The sequence below is a fragment of the Anatilimnocola aggregata genome, from assembly GCF_007747655.1.
Classification (GTDB): Bacteria; Planctomycetota; Planctomycetia; order Pirellulales; family Pirellulaceae; genus Anatilimnocola; species Anatilimnocola aggregata.
On the sequence record NZ_CP036274.1, the window covers coordinates 8,638,794 to 8,656,219 of the forward strand.

The following is a 17,426-nucleotide window of genomic DNA, read 5'->3' on the forward strand; positions in this document are numbered from 1 at the left end:
TCCAGGTTGGATTCCGATCAAGGTTTCAGGTTCCGCAGCACGGGCCTTTCCGTGGAGGCTTCGATTTTCGCGATGGCTTCGCGCACGGCGGTGGCCTTTTTGAGGCTCAGTTGTTTCGGGAAATCGGGCTCGTGTTTCTCAAAGCATTCGGCCGTTTCACGCAGCTTCGGAACGGCGGTATGCGCGTGCGCGCCGTATTTTAGCAACTGCTCCAAAACCTTCGGCGTGCGCTCCTGGCTCGCCCATGGGTTTTGCGTGCGAATGTAGTCCGCGCAGGCAGGAATACCTTCCTCTATCTGGTGCGCGGCGAGGATCTTGAGGCCGTTGAGACGGACGCCGTCGGCGAACATCTCGCCGCTGGGTGCGGGCTTATCCACGGCGTCGAGGATGGCGGGGAGCAGCGGCTTGATTTCGTCGAAGGTCAACCGCTGGTAGATTTCACTCACTTTGCTCCGCGCGTGGCCGTCCTGGTTTTTAAGGCCCCGCGCGATCGCGGTGCAGAGCTGCTCTCGGTTCACGCCTTCGAGTCTTTGGGCGTCAGTGAGCATCTTGCCAAACACGGCGCTGCAAAGATAACGCTGCTCCATCGCGCGTGGATCGTTGTTTTCGGGGGTTAGCGCGATTCGATCGAGGATGTCGGGCAAGGCGGGCAGCGCGGGCTTGCCGATGGCGGCGAGCGCGTCGGCGGCTTTCACCCGGAGCCAGAGGTCGGAATGCTGAAGTGTTTTGCGAAGCTGTGGGACGGCGGGCGCCGCTGCGCCACTGAGTGCTTCTAACGCGTAGCAAGCGCCGAGACGTGCATCGAGCGACTGGGAATCAAGGAGCGAGATGATGGCGGAAACAGGCGCGGGTTTCCGCGCAGCGAGTTCAGCGGCGGCGCGCTCGCGCACGATTGGCGACCACGAGCCAAGGCGTGCGAGCAGTTCGGCCTCGGTGAGCTGTTGATAGGCGTTTTTGCGGTCCTTGTTCGTCCAGCCTCGCCCATCGGCGATGAGATTCTGCGTGGTGGCAGGGTTGAACTGCGACACCACGCCGGGTTTCTTTCCGGTAAGAGTGATTTTCTTCAAGGGCAGCGCGTAAGCGAGCAGGTAGGCGCCGGTGGCATCCCAGCCTTGGTAACTGTCATGGTCCGGCTCCGGTGGGCCTTGATGGGTGAAGGTGCCATCCCAACGCCGTGCGAGGTCGTGATACCACGAGCCGAATTCCAGCATCCAGGCGCCGGTTGCGTGCGGGCCGGCCTGGCCGATGGCAGGTAGCGACCAGGTCATGTTGAAGAAATTCCCTGTGTGTCCGCAGTCACGCTCGTTGCCGTGGGAAGCTACGGCCATGCGCGTGAAAAATTCCGCCGCCTCCGCTTCGCCAAGCCGCTGGAACAGCACCGCGGCCATACCACATTTGCCGTTGTCCTCGTGCGTCTCGGTCCAGGCAGGATGGTCGCCGTAGGGCACCGCGCCTTTGCCGACATAGAACCGCATGAGCCGCGCGCTCAGTTCGATGGCCTGCGCTACTTCCGGCTCTTTCACACCCGCGTCGCGCGCCATTACCAGGCCAATCGTGAGCGGTAGCCCCGGCGCATTCATCATCCCGTAGCCGCTCAGCCGCCCGTCTGGCAGCGCGAATTTGTGCCCCCACGAACCGACCGCGCTTTGGCCGTGCGCGGCTTCCAGTGCCAGCCTGCGCAATCCCGGCAACACAGATTCATCGCCAGTGGTCGAAATGTACTCGGAGAGCAGCATCATCACGTAGCCGTAATACCAGGTGCTGTAACCTTTCGTGGAAAAGTCCGCCGCCCACTGCGCCTCGCGTTTTACGAGCGGCAGATGCGCTGGGTCACCGCTGGCCAGCAACGCGAGGGCGTTGAGCGAACGCGGGATGCCGTCGGTTTGTCTTCCGTAGTCTGGCTGCGATACGCGCTCGGCGAGCGCCTGAGTGCCTTGCTCAAGAATGCGTTTTGACTTCAGGCAATCGAATGGCGCGGTCGCGCTGAACGAGCCCAGCACCGGCAGCTTCACCATGACCTCGCTCGTCTGTCCCCCGCGCCAGCGGGTGAGCATGAGTTTTCCGCCCCCCTCCACCGTTTCCGCCGCCGTGATGGCGCGGCCCAACTCCGTGCGCGGGTCGAACGAAAACAGCTTCCCGCCCGCGCCGAGCAGCACATCACCAACCTCGATCACACCCTGCGCGGGCGAGCCTCTGTCCACGGTAGTGATGGCGATTTGCCGCGCATCCGTGGTCACGAGCTTGTCACAGTACATCCACCCGCGCAGCCCGGTCGGACCGAGATTCCAGTCGTGTTTTGCGTTCGACGGAATCGTGTCCCCCTTTGTGAAGTCGGGCATCGTAATCTTTTCGGCACCCGCCGCGAGCGCGGAGCAAGCGAACGCGGAAAACGCCGCGCAGATGAGTGTGCTGAGAGTGGTTTTCATATTTTGCGAGAACTTCGTTGTGATTCGCGGCGTGTAGACTTCGTTGGGGCGGTTCAGCGAGGTTTCTGCTTTGTTGGCAGCAGCGGTTCGGCAAAGGCCCGGCCCATGAGCGCGAAGGTCTTTGCACAGCCGAGGTAATGATAGCCCGCGTTCGACGCGCCACGTTTCCACAGCGCGACTTCGGCTGGCGAGATGAGTTCCGCTTCGAACTTCTTCAGATGCTCACGTTTTTGCTCGTCGGTCATCGAACCGTCGGCATTGACGTAATCCTTGTGCTCCGAATCGAGGTAGTAACGCATCTGACGCACCTGCTCATACTTTCTGTCGATCTCGCCGAGTTCCTCCGACCAGAATGGCGCGGTCTGCACAGCGACGACGTTTCCTTTGAACTCCGGCCGCTCTGCCGGAGCCGCCATCGCCTGGCGAAACTCCAGGTTGTCCCGGCCCGCCTTTGCACCTTCCACCCCCATCACGCCGATGACGAACGGCATCTTGGGCGCGCCCAGATCGCGCCGCACGTCGCGGATGAAGTGCGATAGCAGCTCACTGTAAGCGTCAAAACGGCCAGGCTTGCCTTGAGACGGGTACGTGTGTCCATCCACCATATCGTTCCATCCTTGCAGCCAAACAAAACCGGCCAGCTCGTAGCCCTGCGACGGGTCGTAGTCCGGCACCACGCGTTTCGGGTCGGCGAGCACTTTTTTCACATGCTCCACCATCAGCCGGTAGTAGTGACCGGTTTCCCGCTTCTTGTCAGCGAGCCATTGGTCGATGTCTTTGGGAATGCCGTGGCCGGGAGGGCCGTAGTAGAGCTTCTTCTGGTAGTCATTCAGCTGATACGGACCCGCGCTTGGCGGCCGAAAGTCCGTGTGCAAGCTCTTTCCTCCCCACGCGGTCTTGATGATCAACACAGGTTCCTGGAACGCCCTGTCGAGCGTAAGGCCGAAAGTGAACTCTGGGCCGATTTTGCCGCCGTCTTGATCCGGCTTCTGCCGCGAGCCGTAACCGGCGGTGAGCTTGCCAAAGCCCTCCCCATTGTTTTCGCCGCTGCCGGTGAAGTAGGAGATCCAAACGTGATCGCACACGCGCGGTTTGCCGTCCGCTCCGCGCATTTGCTTCAAAAGTGGCGCCGTGGCCGGATCGTCGCCTATATAGTCAAAGGTTTCGATCTTGGCATGTCCCTCCATGTTCGACTGACCGGCAAGAATGAAGACCTTCAGAGGTTTTTTCTCAGCTGCGTGTAGATGGCCGCACGCGAGAGCAGAGAGTACCAGGAGAGTGGGGATAAGTTTCATGGTCTGAATGGGTAGAACTTGTTGGAAAACTAAGAATAAGTTTGGTTAAGGTGGAGAGCAGCCATGATTTCACTTCTTAGGCTCTTTCCTTCCGGCTTTCTTTTTCGAGATCTCGATCGGTACGTCGTTTTGACGCGTGGGGCCGGGAGTGCTGCGGCCATCAGCGATATAGCGCCGCATAAGGACGGTGAGCCGCTCGACGACCTCTGAGTTTGCCGCGGCGATATTGTTCGTCTCGCTCAAGTCGCTCTGCAGGTTGTATAGTTCGCGCTCTCCATTTTTGAAGAAGATGAGCTTCCAATCGCCTTTCCGGATGGCGAGGTCACCTTTCGGCGATTGGTGGATGGTGGCCTCGCGTACCGGGGCTTTCGCGGTGCCGAGCAGGTTGGGCAGGATGCTCACACTGTCCTCGGCCGCGTTGTCGGGAAGTTTCGCGCCGATGATTTCGGCGCAGGTGGCCATGAGGTCATTGAGGCAGATCGTGTCGTCGCATACCGTGCCCGGCTTCACTTTCCCGGGCCACTGCACCAGGAACGGCACACGATGCCCACCTTCGTAGATGCTGCTTTTGCTGGCCCGTAGCGGAGCATATACCCGGCCGGCAGCGCCGTTGTCACTGGTCGCGATGACCAGAGTGTTCGCGGTCAGACCGTGACGATCGAGCGCGTCGAGCACTTGCCCTGTGATCCAATCCCCTTGATAGAGCCAGTCGCCGTACTTATCGACACCGCTTTTGCCGTCAAATTCCGGGGGCGGAACGATGGGAGTATGCGGCGGGCAAAGAGGCAAATAGAGGAAAAACGGTCCACCGGCCTTGGCACGCCCGTCGATGTATTCGAGCGCTTTCTTGGTCAGCCAGGGTTGCGTTTCGACCTCGGTCACCTGGGCGACCACCTTGTCCTGCTCCACAATCATTCCGATGTTGCGAGCATGCGTGTAGCCGGCGAACACATCGAAGCCAAGCGCTGTCGGTCCGTCGGTTGCCCGCGCTCCAATGGGAGCTGCATCTCCCTTCTTGTCCACGCTGCCGTCCCAGTTCATCCCCAAATGCCACTTGCCGATGCAGGCGGTGTGATAACCGTGCTGCTTGAGGAATGAAGCTACGGTCAGCCGTTCGCGCGGAATGATCGGGCGTGAAAAGGTGGTGAGGACCCCGAATTGTCCGATTCGCGAGGGATAACGCCCCGTCAAAACACCGTAACGAGTCGGCGTGCAAACCGCCGCAGCGGAATGCGCATCAGTGAACCTCATCCCCGTGCGAGCCAGTCGATCGAGATCGGGAGTCTTGAATTCCGAATCGGCTCGATAGCAGGGAGGCTGCCCGTAGCCCATGTCGTCGAGCAGGATGAACACGATATTCGGTGGTGCTGCGGACTCCGCTGCCTGCAGCTGCACCCAGGGAACCAGCAGCAAAAGTCCGATCGCGCTTCTACATTTTGCGAGGTTGCTCATTTCTTCCCTTTTCTTTTCTTCTTGGGCGTCTCGCTCGCGGGCGAGTCGGTTTTGGTCGGGTCGTCCGGCCCTCCGCCGAATTGCTTCCAATACAGCTCTTTGTAAGGATTGACCTTGGGCCCAACGGCGTCTTCATTGACCAGTAGCGGCTGCACGTCGGTCCACCACTGGTCGTAGGCCGAGCGGAGCTTCGCAACCTCGTCAGGATGCTTGTCGATGACGTTGGTCGTTTCGCCCCTATCGGCTTGCAGATCGTATAGCTCCCGGTCTTCCACCAGCCGGAAGCGGCTATCGCGGATTGACGAGCTCTTGTGCTTCGACTGGGCCACTTGCCCTTTGGCCCAACGGCCGACATGGGTGACCAGCGTAAGATCCGCCCATTGGGCATTGGGATCTGCCAACAACGGCAGCAGACTTCGCCCCTCCACTTGTTTCTGCAGGTCGGCGCTTAGCTTAACGCCGGCGAGTTCAGCCAGCGTGGGGAGGATGTCGATGTGCGCGGTCAGTGCGGAGCAATCAACACCTGCTGCGAGCTTACTCGGCCAGCGCCAGAACGCCGGCGAGTGCGTGCCGCCGGAATACATCGAGCCTTTGCCGGCGCGATAACCGCCGCTATACAGTCGTGTGTGCGTGCCGCCATTGTCGCTCATAAAAATCACGAGCGTGTCGTTTTCGATGTCCAACTCCTTGAGCTGTGCCAGCACCTTGCCGATGTTGTCGTCGATGTTCGTGATCATTGAGTAGTAGGCAACATCGCCAGCGGCCAGTTGCTTGCCGCCGATTTCTTTTCCTTCATAGAGCTTGTCGTACTGCGCTCCGGGACTAACCAGCGGCCCGTGCGGAGCATTCGGCGTGATGTAGGCAAAAAACGGAGTGCTCTTGCTCTCGCTGCGATTCGCCTTGATCCACTTCATCGCTTGCGCGAAAAACAGATCAGTGCAATAGCCCTTCGTCTTCACAAAAGTGCCGTTGTGGCGAATAGCGGGATCAAAATACTTGTTGTTCGGCGCATCACCGCAACTGCCGGGATAAGACTGACCAATGCCGCCGGCGCCATGAATGAACACTTCGTCGAATCCGCGATTCTGCGGCTGATAAGGCTCTTCGTCGCCCAGATGCCATTTCCCGAAGATGCCGGTCGTGTAACCGGCCGACTTCAGAACCTGAGCTAGGGTGATGGTCGTGAGCGCCATCCGCTCGCGTTCGTTGATCGTGTGCGTGACACCATTCTTGAATTCATGCCTCCCGCTCAAGAGCGACGACCGCGTCGGAGCGCAGGTTGGGCTGACATGAAAATCCGTGAAGTGTGTGCCCTGGGCATACAGCCGGTCAAGGTTCGGTGTTTTGATCAGTGGATTGCCATGCGCGGCAATGTCTCCCCAGCCCATGTCGTCCGGCATGACCAAAACAATATTCGGCTTCGAACCCGCCATGGTCGCGCGATCGGCGGAGGCCGCGCGGTTATTCGCGCCGAGGACAACACTCCCTACGAGGCAAGCGAGGAGCAGATGAAATGACATTCCTTGCCGAAGCATAGTTGTCTCCCAAAGAGTTAAATGCGATTTCGGAATGGTCCCAGTTTAAGCAACGAAGATCGTCGACGGAGCGATGGACTTACGCCGGAGCGCTCACTTTGCTGCTTTCTTTTTGTTGCCTTTCTGGGGCGCTCCTTTGGCAGGTTCAGGTTCATCCTGCTTGCCAAACTTGGCGCGCCGATCGCGTTCGTAGCGGTCCGTCGCAGCAAAGGCACCTTCCTGAAGGCTAAAAGTCCCAGCGTTTTTTGCCGTTTTGGGTGTTCAGTTCAATCCAGTCGATCTCGACCAGCTTGCCATCGGCCGGTAGGTGAAGGCGCAAGATTCCGGATTCGCCACGCTGAGCGGGGATCTTCAGTTCGCGCTCCGTCCAGGTTTGTGCCTCGGCTGCAAAGGCTTCCGACTTCCGCGCAGATTTCACATCGCTACCAGTAAGCCATTCGATCCAACCTTTGCCACTTCCACCGCGCATGCGAACCACCAGTTTTGCCTCGCCATCGAGAGTGCCAGGGGCGAAACCGAAGAAAGGGGCTGCGCTCGTGCCCTGGACAATCGCAACACCTTCTTCTATCCGCACGCCGCAACCCCGCGCTTTCCAACCCTTCAATCCAGGGATCGCGCCTGGATCGTTGCGGTCGCTGGCTTTTTTGGGTGCAGGCCGCTGGTCGCGGGCTTTGGGTTTCCCAATGTCCTCCGGGCGATAATTCGCTGCATCAAAGTCGGTATTGGGAATCGGCCTTACGGTTTTCGTGCGATGGAGGAAGTCCTCGATCAGCGAGTCCAGTTCGCGGACCAACTCCTGTCTCTCGTCGGCGAGATTCTTGGTCTCTCCCAGGTCCTTGCGCAAATCGTAGAGCAGATACCGATGTGACTCTTTGTCACCACCATGGAAGATGCGAATCAGCTTCCAATCGCCGCGATGCACCGAAACCGAAGGCGGTAACCAGTCGGGCACGGGCGGTGAATGGGGAAAATACTGAAAGAGCGGGCGATCGGCGAACTTCTCACCTTTCAAAACCGGCAGGACGCTCATGCCATCGAACTGCTGCCCCTTCGCGGGCGGAATACCCAGGCCATCCAACAGCGTCGGATAGTAATCTTCACTCTGAAGCGGAACGTCGCTCTTCGTGTTGGGTTCAACCACACCGGGCCAGCACACGACACATGGCACTCGTGTCCCGCCCTCGAACATCGTCGCTTTCCCGCCTCGCAGCGGCGTGTTGCTCGTTGGCACCGTGCCGTCCACCACGCTATACATGTTGCCGCCGTTGTCCGACGTAAACACGATGATCGTGTTGTCGGCGAGTTTGAGACGATCGAGCGTATCAAGCAGCGTCCCCACGGCATCGTCCATGCTCTCCACCATCGCGGCATAGGTGGGACTACGCTGAGGATCTTTCGGATTCACTCGGCCACGATGTTTCTCAATCAAAGCCCGCTTGGCGTCAAAGGGGGCGTGAACACTGAACATCCAGTAATTGAGGAAGAACGGCTTGTCCTTGTGCTGTTCGATCCACGCCGTCGCCTCCTTGGCCATGCGGTCTTCGATGTGTTGCTGGGGCACATCGGGATCGTGGTCGAAATCTTTGAACTTCCACGGCGCTACATAGCTCCCAGCGGGCCCAGGGCCTGGATGATGAGGAACATCGACGTCAAATCCATGCACACGTGGCGAATAGGGCTCGTGGCCCAGATGCCACTTGCCGAAGTGACCCGTGGCATAGCCTACTGCCTTGAGTGACTTAGCCAGGGTGGGATAGTCCGTTTTCAGTCGCGTCACCGGTTCCGGCTGGACTGACTTGGCGGAGGGCGGCGCTGACACGCCGGGCGTGGCCTTCAAGACGACTTGGGGAAGGTGGCAGTTCGGCGTCGTGATGCCGGTCCTGGCCGGGCTCAATCCAGTCAGAATTGCCGAACGGGTCGGCGAGCAAAGCGGGCTGGCCGAATACGCGTGCGTGAACGTCATCCCACGCTTGGCAAGTCGTTCGAGGTTCGGCGTGTTGTAGAACTTTGTGTGGCCGTAGAGCGTGGTGTCTGCCCACCCGAGATCGTCGGCGAGAATGAAGACGACATTTGGCCGAGCAGGTTCCTCCGCCAGGCCTACGGCGGATTGAAACACACACAGGGCGACGGCAAACAGAACGTGTTTCATGGCAGGCTGCAAGGAACTGTGGCTAACTGGTTCGGAAGCGGGGCGTAGCACAATGAGTGCAGCACAAAGCGATTACTTCTTCTCCTGCTTCAGCAGTTCGAGCATCCCCTTACCTAACGCCTCACCCACAAGCATGTAGGTCTCGGCGTTTTGGTTGTAGTGGTAGCCTTGGCTCTTCGGCGATACGTCCGCTTCTCGCCAAAAGTCGCGCGACTCGACTGTCAGCACGTTCCCCATGAACTCCGGGTACTTCCCCTTGTCGCCGCTGACGGCAAGCTGGGCCTCTGCGACGATTTTATGTGGCCCCGCCAATTTCCAGCCGTCAAACCCGATTGTCGCGATGACGAAAGGCGCCTGTGGCGCTGCAAACTCTTTGCGCAGCGCTTTAATCAGGTGCACCAGGTTCTGTTCATACCGGCTCGCGTACGGTTCGCCCCCGTCCTTGTGCCCCTGCCACCACACGAAACCAGCGATCTCATAGCCGCGCCCCTTCCAGTGCGGAAACTCCTTGTCAAAGTTGTCCAGCACCCGGTGAACCTCGCCGAAGCAGTCGTCGTACTGCTTGCCTGCGTACCAGGTGATCGGTTGGGGCTTCGATCCTTTCTCCCACTTCGCAGGTGATTCCTTGTAACCCGCGTAGACATAGCCATCCTGCTCAAACTGCTTGCTGCCGGGCGGCAGATAGTCCCAGCCCAATGAGCGGTTCCCCTGTGAAGCCTTGAGGAGGAGAACCGGCTCTTCGTGATACTCGCCCACCATGTGCCCGAAGCCGAGTTCAGGGCCGATGTTGTTGTCACCGGCTCCGCATCCGATGCTGATCCACTTGTTCGCCGTCGCCGTCACCACGCCGTTGTACCAAACGTCATCGCGCTGAACCCAGTTACCCTTCTTGTCGACAAGGTAAGGAAACTTGCCATCTTGCTTCACGACAGTCGCCAGCGTGCCCGGAATATCCGTCCGCGCCAGCCAGCCGAGTCCGTTCGCGTGTTCAGTCAGGTACGTAATCTTGAAGGGGACTTTCTTACCCGCCGTCAGCTTGAGATGCGTATAGACGGCATCCTTGCCAGGTTCATGGCGGTGCACTTCCTTGCCCTCAACTTCCATGATGTTGTGGGTGGACTCCCCGTAGCCGGGGCGAAACTCGTAGACGCCGGTTGTCGTGCTCTGGATGGCCCCACGCACGATCTGCGTCCCGCCGCCTGGGTACGGCGTAGGATTGGTGCCGCCAAAGCTCTCCAGCTTGAGCGTCTTGACCGGTTCGATCTTTTCGTAGTCAGTATTCGGATCGTACTTACCGGGATACACCGACAGAATGGGGTCGATGAACTCCGCTCCCCAGCGACTGCCGCCGCCCGTCACCTGCCCGATGCCAACCATATTGGACTGCCCAGAGAGGATGTAGACCTTGACCGGCTTGTCAGCGGCGAAGACAGACGCTGCCGCCCAAGCCGAGGCCCAGAGGATTGTTTGCGTGATGACGAGACAGCAACGCTGCATGTTCATGGTGATAACTTTGCGAATAGTGTCGATCGAGGTGAATGAGCAATTCGACAAGCGATTTTAACATGATCGTGGTCAGAATTTGGTGAGTCGCTGGTGAGCTGGCATTTGGTTCAGCATTAAGCCGCCAAACCGTGAAGTTCAGCACAAACGAAGCTGTGCGGCTATTCTCGCGGCAAATCCGGTTCGAACTTGAGAAGTTCTGGATGCGAACAGAACGGCGCTGCGGGTAGTCCGTCGCGGTTATAGAGGCGGCATTGCTGCGGATTGATTGCGTAGGCGTAACGCACGGCTGCCGGGCGTGGCAGACGCTCGTTGCGGACGATGACTGTCGCGCCGCGAATCGTCGCGTCGGCCGGATGCCAATTTCCTTCCTGGTCCGCCAACTCGAAGTGCGCCAGCGCGACCGCACGATCTTCCTTGGGTTCCGCCAGACCGTCCTTGATCGCGGTCATTAGACCGCTATCTACCTGCGTGAAGAACACAACGGCCCGGCCGTCCGCGATTTCCACACGGTCAAATTGCGGTCCGCTTGAAGGGACTTTTCGGCCGTATTCATCGGCCAGAGCCAACCGGGCGAGTCACTTCCCGACATCGAACTTGTTTGGCGGATGAATGTCCTCGTGAAATAGATCAATGGTCACCGCCATTCCCGTGTGCGGCAGACCCATGCTCAGACGCTGCTGTTCGCGCAGATACGGCCAACCGGCCCGAGCGCCGCTGCCGGGAAGCTGGACGAAGTAGACGGGAAGAGCGTCGTTCCCCAATTCGGTTCGCCAGCCGGTGATCAGCGCCCGCATCTTGTGTCGGTAGTCGCGTGGATCTTCGCCATCGCCACAGTTCGATTCCCCCTGATACCAGATTGCGCCGCGCACCGCGAACCGATTGATCGGCGCCAGACGCGAATGAAACAGTCGTCCCGGCAGCCAATTCGCATCGCGGGCTCGAACGCCGCCCGGCAGTTTCCAGATGCCGAGCAGATCTTCTTGATCCCCCAATTCCAACTCTCGCAGCAGTGTGGGGTGGGACTTGAACGCGGCGCGGGGGATGAACGGTTCGATCGGAGTTCCTCCGCGCGACGTATCGACGATTCCGATCGGAACGGCCAGTTCCAACTGAAATTTTCTCGCGAAGTAGAACGCGGCCGCTGAGAACCCGCCGACCGTATTCGGCGAGCAAACAGACCAACCGGCTTTGACCGGAATATCTTTGGTTGGCACCACTGATTGCGGCTCGTCGATTCGCCGGAAGCGAATGGTGGGAAGTTTTGCGGCTGCGATGTCCGCTTCAGCCTGTGAGAAGTGCTTGGCCACTGCCTGGACGTTCATAGCCATATTGGATTGGCCGCTCGCGTGCCAAACATCCCCGACAACGACGTCGGCGACGACTACGGTCTCGCCATCACAAGCCGCAACAAGTTTCCGGGCCTCGTCACTCGCTGCCAACGGCTTGAGGATCGCCTGCCACGTGCCATCGTCGTTCACTTTCGCTGTGATAATTTGGTCAGCGAACTGAACCGTGACGACTCGGCCTTTGTCGGCCCATCCCCAAACCGGGACGGGGCGTTCTCGCTGCAACACCATGTGATCGCTGAAAATCCCGGCCAACTTCAGCTCCGCGCGCGCAACCGAGTAACCGCTGATCCACCCATGAATGAGCATTATCGCGAGGCAAATGCGAATAGCTCGGTGCCTGACTGCCTTCGAGACCGTGTGCATCGACGTTTCCTTCCGGTGTGCGTTCTCTGGAATCGAATACGAGTCGATGCCTCAAAGTCGCTTGACCCATGTCGAAACGTCTAGCACTTCACTCAACAGCATCTGCTGAGCGCAAAGGATGGATCGGTGTAGTTCCTCAGCCGTCACCTCACCCGCCGAGTTCGATAGCGCGAGCGTTCCCGTTGCGTCCCGTAAAAACTCCACCTTCAAGCCGAGGTGAACCGCTTGTCGGGCTGTCGTGTCGCAGCACATGTGCGTCATGTAACCTGCAACCGTGACAGTGTCGATTCCCTGTTCCCGTAGCCAACTTTCCAGTAGCGTGCCCGTGAAACTTCCCGGCATAGTCTTCTCAACCAGGAGTGCATGGGGGCGTCTTTTGACCTCTGGATGCAGTTCCCAGCCCGGCGTGCCCTTCTGGAAGAACGGCATGGCCGGATCCGGAAAGTGATGCTGCACGACGATCACGGGCACCCGGCCTGCCGCTGCATCCATCGCAGCCAGTATCTGTTCCAAGTGCCCTGCGGGGTGCGTGATCGGCAGCGCGCCGGTGAAGTATTCGTTCTGAACGTCGATCACGAGGAGAGCGCGACTCATTGGAGGTTCCCGGGCCGCTTCGATGGCGGCGAATAGGCGTTTGACGGAACGAACGTGTGTGCGATGGTGCGTCGAACCAGAGTTAATAGCAAGTCGCTGGATTGTAGCCTGCCAGCTCGCGGCCATTCCTTTTAGGAGTTAATTCGCCAAATCGTGTAGTTCAGCACGGCCGCAAAGCTAACCCAGGCTAGGTACGGCGTCAGCAGCCAACCGGCGATCAGCGAGCATCGAAAGAACGCCGCCGTCGTCGCCGCGATCGCCAGCCACGGGAGCACGATCTCCGCAAGTGCCCAGCCAGGCTGATGAAGTCCGAAGAAGATCCACGGCCAGGCGATGTTCAGCGCGAGTTGCAATGCGAACAGGGTTAGTGGCGTCGAGGCGGCCGCGAAACCTGCCGGTCTCCAGACGAGCCAGGCTGCAATCGCCATCAGGATGTAGAGCGTCGTCCAGACCGGCCCGAAGATCCAGTTGGGTGGGTTCCAGGACGGCTTCTCGATCGTCCGATACCAGCCGTCAATCTCAGGCGTGGTTGCGATGGCTCCGAGAGCAGCCGCACCGAGGCAGATGGCGATGAAGATGACGAGGCCTATCCAGCAGGTGCGGTCCGTCAATGCGTTCTCCTTTTGCTTGATTCGTCTCGGCTCAAGTAAGCTCTTCTTGCTTTCAGTATGATCGTGGGCAACGCCGAGTGGGCAGGTTGATAGTATCATTGGGCGGCACGACGGACTTTCCAAGACGGGTAAATTGCATGTCTCGACTCCTTGCCTTGCTCATTACGATTAGCCTCTCGATCAGCGCGGCAGCGGCAGCCAATAAGCCAAACATCCTCGTGATCGTCGCGGACGATCTGGGTTACGCAGACATCGGCGTGCACGGCGGCAAGTCCGTGCCGACGCCGAACATTGACGCCCTCGCTGCTTCGGGCGTCCGCTGCACGAGCGGTTACGTATCCAGTCCGTATTGCAGCCCGAGCCGCGCCGGGTTTCTTACCGGTCGGTATCAAACTCGTTTCGGTCACGAGTTCAATCCTCACGTCGGTGAGGGAGCCAAGCTCGGCTTGCCCCTCGACCAACGCACGATCGCAGATCATCTACGTGCAGTCGGTTACGCGACCAGCTTGATCGGAAAATGGCATCAGGGCTTCGACTACGCCCATCATCCGCAATCACGCGGTTTCGACGATTACTTCGGCTTCCTCGTCGGCGGGCATAACTTCCTGTTGCACAAAGACGCCAAGCCGGTGTTCGGCAGTGCTCATTCGCACGACTTGATCTATCGCGGTCGTGAGGTCCAGAAGCTCGATGGCTACACCACCGACTTGTTCACCGACGAGGCCCTTGGTTTCATGGATCGCCAGGCCGAGAAGCCCTGGTTCCTCTACCTAGCCTACAACGCAGTTCACACGCCGCTGGAGATCGTCGACAAGCACAAAAGCCGCATCCCCGCCGATGTCACCGATCCCGCTCGACGCGGTTATCTATCGCTGCTGCTGGGACTCGACGATGCCATCGGCCGCATCACCGCTCACCTTGAAAAAACAGGCCGGTCGAAGGACACGCTGGTCTTCTTCTTCAGTGATAACGGTGGCTCGGGCCGCAAGCCCTACTTCGCTTACAACACGGGTGTGAACAGTCCGCTGCGCGGCGACAAGGGGCAGACGCTCGAAGGAGGAATTCGAGTGCCGTTCTTTGTCTCCTGGCCCGGCAATGTGCCTGCAGGCAAGTTATATGATCATCCGGTGATCACGCTGGACGTTTTGCCGACAGCTCTAAAACTGGCCAGAGCGCCTTCTCCTGCCGACTTGGACGGCGTCAACTTGTTGCCGTTCCTGCGAAGCGAGGCCAAGGGCTTGCCACACGATTCACTCTACTGGCGATTCGGTCCTCAGAAAGCGGTTCGTCGTGGGCAATGGAAGTTGGTGGACTGGAGAGATCACGACGCCAAGAAGAATAGCGGCTGGCAGTTGTTTGATCTGAGCAGCGACATCGGTGAGCAACGTGATCAGGCGGAAAAAGAGCCTGAATTGGTTGCCCAGCTCAGCCGGGACTGGGAGCAATGGAATGCCAAGAACATTGCGCCCCGTTGGCATGGCAGTCCTGCCGAAGATCCGACCGCCCCGCCCAGACCGGCGACCAAGAAGAAGTAGCTCCGGGTTCCTCCTATGCCTGCGGTAATCATCATGGACCAAATGATCATTCGATGTCTGTTATCCCTGACGCTGTTTTTTGGAGTGCTGGGAGCCGCTCGGGCTCAATCGCCCAAGCCGGTTCGGGTGCTCGTGTGGGATGACCAACAGCCCGAACAAGCCAAAGCCTATGAGAATTTTCTCGGTAACGCGCTGGCCGATCACCTGGGCAAACGCCCCGGCATCCGGGCGTTATCGGTGAATCTCAATTCGCCCGAACAAGGACTCGATTCCGCCACGCTCGATGCAACGGATGTCATCGTGTGGTGGGGTCACCGCAAGCATGGCGAGATTAAGAACGAACGGGTCGAGGCGGTCGTGCAACGCGTGCTCGACGGCAAACTCGGCTTCATCGCACTACACTCGGCCCACTTTGCCGAGCCGTTCATGCGATTGATGTACGAACGAGCCAAGAAGGACGCACCCAAGCAGATTCCCGAGGCGGAACGCGCAACCGCTAAGTTTGACTTCTCCGCGCCGCTCAAGCGCAACCTGGTCAATCGCGATGCCAAGCTGACCCCCTCGCTGGAAAAAGTCGATGGCGTGTGGCGACTAACCCCGCCCGCTTGCGTTTTTCCCGCCTGGCGCGCAGATGGCGCGCCGAGTCACGTCACGACACTGTTGCCGGACCACCCGATCGCCAAGGGGCTGCCGGTGAAGTGGAACATTCCGCAAACGGAAATGTACGACGAGCCGTTTCACGTTCCCACGCCGGATGCTGTGATATTCGAGGAACGGTGGGATAAGGGAGAGAAGTTTCGCAGCGGTTGCGTTTGGCAGGTCAAGCAAGGTCGAGTCTTCTACTTTCGGCCCGGACACGAGACTTATCCGGTCTACCGGCAAGCGGAGAATCTGACCGTCATTGAAAACGCCGTCCGGTGGGTTGCGCCCTAGAGCTTTCAGCAGCTGCCGATCGCGCTGCTGCTGCTTGAGGAAGGCGAGAACCTCTTGCCGCGCAATGCGGTCGATGAGGTTGAGGAACGTGACCGCTCCGCCATCGTCCATGTCGGGCGGCAATGGATCCGACAACTGGCCCGGGACAACCACTGAATGACACCATTTCTGGTTTGGCTTTCTCACCGGACGTCGCCGAATTGGCCGTCGGCGCTGTGCGAGTTAAAGTGATGCTTTATCAAATGCCTGTCGGCGATCAAGTGCCGAATTCACAGTAGTCGTTACCCCGCTTTTCATTGGATGGTGAATGCCCATGCCTGACCGACCGATTTACTTGGCGGTGTTTCTGCTCGTTTCGGCCTGTTCAGCGCTTGCGTACGCTACCGATCGGCCGAACATCGTGATCGTGATGGCCGACGACATGGGGTGGCGCGATACCAACTACGCGGGCAGTCCACACGCGAAAACGCCGCACTTGGACGCGATGGCAGCAGCAGGATTGCGTTTCGATTACTTCTATCCCGGCGGCCAGATGTGTTCGCCAGGTCGTTTTGCCGCGATGACTGGCCGCACGCCAATTCGCACTGGTTTACATCACCTAGGCGCCATTCGCCCCCAGGAATTCACGCTGCCTCAAGCGCTCAAGACGGTCGGGTACAAAACCGCGCAATTCGGCAAATGGCATTTGGGAGGGAATGAAACCAGTCCGGCCAAGATGGGTTTTGACGAAGCGACTTGGGCGATCAACTACTTTGATCTCGGCGCGAAGCTACAGATCGGCGATACGAAGGAATTCGTCGCGCTGGACGGCGACACCTCCGTCGCCACGATGGACCTGGCGCTGAAGTACATTCGAAAACAGGCAGCAGAGCAGGTACCGTTCTTCACATATGTCTGCTTTGGTTCGCCGCACCGTCCACACCAGGCCAGCGAAGAATTCAAAGCGATCTATAAGGACTTGCCCGCCAAGCAACAGGATTTTTACGGCGAGATCTCCGGCCTCGATGCGGCAGTCGGCAACTTGCGGGCGGAATTGCATAAGCTGAAGATCGCCGACAACACCCTCGTTTGGTTCACCAGCGACAACGGCGGCATTACGCCTCTCTCACAAGATCCAGCTGGCAAGGGAAAGATGAACGTCGGCGTGCGGACGGTTTCAGTCCTCGAATGGCCCGCGAAGATCAAGCAGCCCCGCATCACCGAAGTGCCATGTGCTCATATGGACATTTATCCCACGCTCCTCGCGATCAACGACATCGAACGGCCAAACCAGCCGGTGTTGGATGGCCTGAACCTGGTGCCATTGTTCGATGGCAAGATGACCGCCCGCGACAAGCCGCTGGGCTTCTTACTTTGGAACGGTTCCGGGAAATTCGACAACGTCGATTTTGAAACTGAGTTGCAAGGCGTCTGGATTGACGGGAAGTACAAATTGATCGTGCCGCCGAGCAAAGTTGCTGAGACGGAACCTAAGGCGGGCAGGAAGAAAAATGGCAAGCGGGCAAATCAACCACAGGAAGTGCAGTTGTTCGATATATTTGCCGATCCTGCGCACAAGACGAACCTCGCCGACCAACATCCCGAGATCGTCACGAGCATGCGCGCAGCGCTCGTCGCCTGGCAGAAGTCGGTGCGGTCGAGCTTCGATGGAAACGATTTCTCGAAGAAGTGAACCCTT

Annotated in this window: 13 protein-coding genes; 3 read left to right on the top strand and 10 right to left on the bottom strand. The window is 59.0% G+C overall.

The window, feature by feature from the left end:
- Positions 1-17: 17 nt before the first annotated feature.
- The 10 genes from ETAA8_RS32895 to ETAA8_RS32935 all read right to left on the bottom strand — a co-directional run bounded on the left by ETAA8_RS32895 (position 18) and on the right by ETAA8_RS32935 (position 13,280).
- Positions 18-2,426 (bottom strand): DUF6288 domain-containing protein, encoded by a 2,409-nt coding sequence (locus ETAA8_RS32895; RefSeq protein WP_145099264.1) that lies wholly within the window; start codon positions 2,424-2,426, stop codon positions 18-20.
- Between the two features lie 53 nt (positions 2,427-2,479).
- Positions 2,480-3,721, bottom strand: coding sequence for a sialate O-acetylesterase (locus tag ETAA8_RS32900; protein WP_145099267.1), 1,242 nt, complete (start codon positions 3,719-3,721; stop codon positions 2,480-2,482).
- A 69-nt stretch (positions 3,722-3,790) separates the two neighbouring features.
- Complete coding sequence (locus ETAA8_RS32905; protein ID WP_145099270.1) at positions 3,791-5,173, bottom strand: sulfatase family protein; 1,383 nt, start codon at positions 5,171-5,173, stop codon at positions 3,791-3,793.
- Positions 5,170-6,708, bottom strand: a complete 1,539-nt coding sequence (locus tag ETAA8_RS32910; RefSeq protein WP_202921421.1) for an arylsulfatase — start codon at positions 6,706-6,708, stop codon at positions 5,170-5,172. Before ETAA8_RS32910 ends, ETAA8_RS32905 begins: the two co-directional genes overlap by 4 nt.
- Before the next feature lie 226 nt (positions 6,709-6,934).
- Positions 6,935-8,857 (bottom strand): sulfatase, encoded by a 1,923-nt coding sequence (locus tag ETAA8_RS32915; RefSeq protein ID WP_145099273.1) that lies wholly within the window; start codon positions 8,855-8,857, stop codon positions 6,935-6,937.
- Between the two features lie 72 nt (positions 8,858-8,929).
- Positions 8,930-10,360 carry a sialate O-acetylesterase gene (locus ETAA8_RS32920; protein ID WP_145099276.1) on the bottom strand — a complete coding sequence of 477 codons (1,431 nt, stop codon included), beginning with the start codon at positions 10,358-10,360 and terminating at the stop codon, positions 8,930-8,932.
- Between the two features lie 161 nt (positions 10,361-10,521).
- Positions 10,522-10,812: a hypothetical protein gene (locus tag ETAA8_RS35515; protein WP_238397632.1), complete on the bottom strand. Its 291-nt coding sequence runs from the start codon at positions 10,810-10,812 to the stop codon at positions 10,522-10,524.
- Positions 10,813-10,938: 126 nt separating this feature from the next.
- A complete protein-coding gene (locus ETAA8_RS32925; RefSeq protein ID WP_238397633.1) occupies positions 10,939-12,075 on the bottom strand; it encodes a sialate O-acetylesterase in 1,137 nt (378 codons plus the stop codon).
- 51 nt (positions 12,076-12,126) lie between these two features.
- A complete protein-coding gene (locus tag ETAA8_RS32930; RefSeq protein ID WP_145099279.1) occupies positions 12,127-12,669 on the bottom strand; it encodes a cysteine hydrolase family protein in 543 nt (180 codons plus the stop codon).
- Positions 12,670-12,800: 131 nt separating this feature from the next.
- Positions 12,801-13,280, bottom strand: a complete 480-nt coding sequence (locus tag ETAA8_RS32935) for a TspO/MBR family protein (RefSeq protein ID WP_238397634.1) — start codon at positions 13,278-13,280, stop codon at positions 12,801-12,803.
- Positions 13,281-13,417: 137 nt separating this feature from the next.
- Here ETAA8_RS32935 and ETAA8_RS32940 point away from each other — a divergent pair, with 137 nt between their 5' ends.
- The 3 genes from ETAA8_RS32940 to ETAA8_RS32950 all read left to right on the top strand — a co-directional run bounded on the left by ETAA8_RS32940 (position 13,418) and on the right by ETAA8_RS32950 (position 17,420).
- Complete coding sequence (locus tag ETAA8_RS32940; protein WP_145099282.1) at positions 13,418-14,815, top strand: sulfatase family protein; 1,398 nt, start codon at positions 13,418-13,420, stop codon at positions 14,813-14,815.
- A gap of 15 nt (positions 14,816-14,830) precedes the next feature.
- Positions 14,831-15,748 carry a ThuA domain-containing protein gene (locus tag ETAA8_RS32945; RefSeq protein ID WP_145099285.1) on the top strand — a complete coding sequence of 306 codons (918 nt, stop codon included), beginning with the start codon at positions 14,831-14,833 and terminating at the stop codon, positions 15,746-15,748.
- Positions 15,749-16,061: 313 nt separating this feature from the next.
- Entirely contained in the window at positions 16,062-17,420 is a 1,359-nt protein-coding gene (locus ETAA8_RS32950; RefSeq protein WP_202921422.1) for a sulfatase family protein, read from the top strand.
- The last annotated feature ends 6 nt before the right edge of the window (positions 17,421-17,426 follow it).

Bases quoted from the DNA above. Each gene is read 5' to 3' on its own strand.
- ETAA8_RS32950 (WP_202921422.1), top strand. From the start codon at position 16,062: ATGCCTGACCGACCGATTTACTTGGCGGTGTTTCTGCTCGTTTCGGCC.
- ETAA8_RS32930 (WP_145099279.1), bottom strand. From the start codon at position 12,669: ATGAGTCGCGCTCTCCTCGTGATCGACGTTCAGAACGAATACTTCACC.
- ETAA8_RS32940 (WP_145099282.1), top strand. From the start codon at position 13,418: ATGTCTCGACTCCTTGCCTTGCTCATTACGATTAGCCTCTCGATCAGC.
- ETAA8_RS32895 (WP_145099264.1), bottom strand. From the start codon at position 2,426: ATGAAAACCACTCTCAGCACACTCATCTGCGCGGCGTTTTCCGCGTTC.
- ETAA8_RS35515 (WP_238397632.1), bottom strand. From the start codon at position 10,812: ATGACCGCGATCAAGGACGGTCTGGCGGAACCCAAGGAAGATCGTGCG.
- ETAA8_RS32920 (WP_145099276.1), bottom strand. From the start codon at position 10,360: ATGAACATGCAGCGTTGCTGTCTCGTCATCACGCAAACAATCCTCTGG.
- ETAA8_RS32945 (WP_145099285.1), top strand. From the start codon at position 14,831: ATGCCTGCGGTAATCATCATGGACCAAATGATCATTCGATGTCTGTTA.
- ETAA8_RS32905 (WP_145099270.1), bottom strand. From the start codon at position 5,173: ATGAGCAACCTCGCAAAATGTAGAAGCGCGATCGGACTTTTGCTGCTG.
- ETAA8_RS32925 (WP_238397633.1), bottom strand. From the start codon at position 12,075: ATGCACACGGTCTCGAAGGCAGTCAGGCACCGAGCTATTCGCATTTGC.
- ETAA8_RS32910 (WP_202921421.1), bottom strand. From the start codon at position 6,708: ATGCTTCGGCAAGGAATGTCATTTCATCTGCTCCTCGCTTGCCTCGTA.
- ETAA8_RS32900 (WP_145099267.1), bottom strand. From the start codon at position 3,721: ATGAAACTTATCCCCACTCTCCTGGTACTCTCTGCTCTCGCGTGCGGC.
- ETAA8_RS32915 (WP_145099273.1), bottom strand. From the start codon at position 8,857: ATGAAACACGTTCTGTTTGCCGTCGCCCTGTGTGTGTTTCAATCCGCC.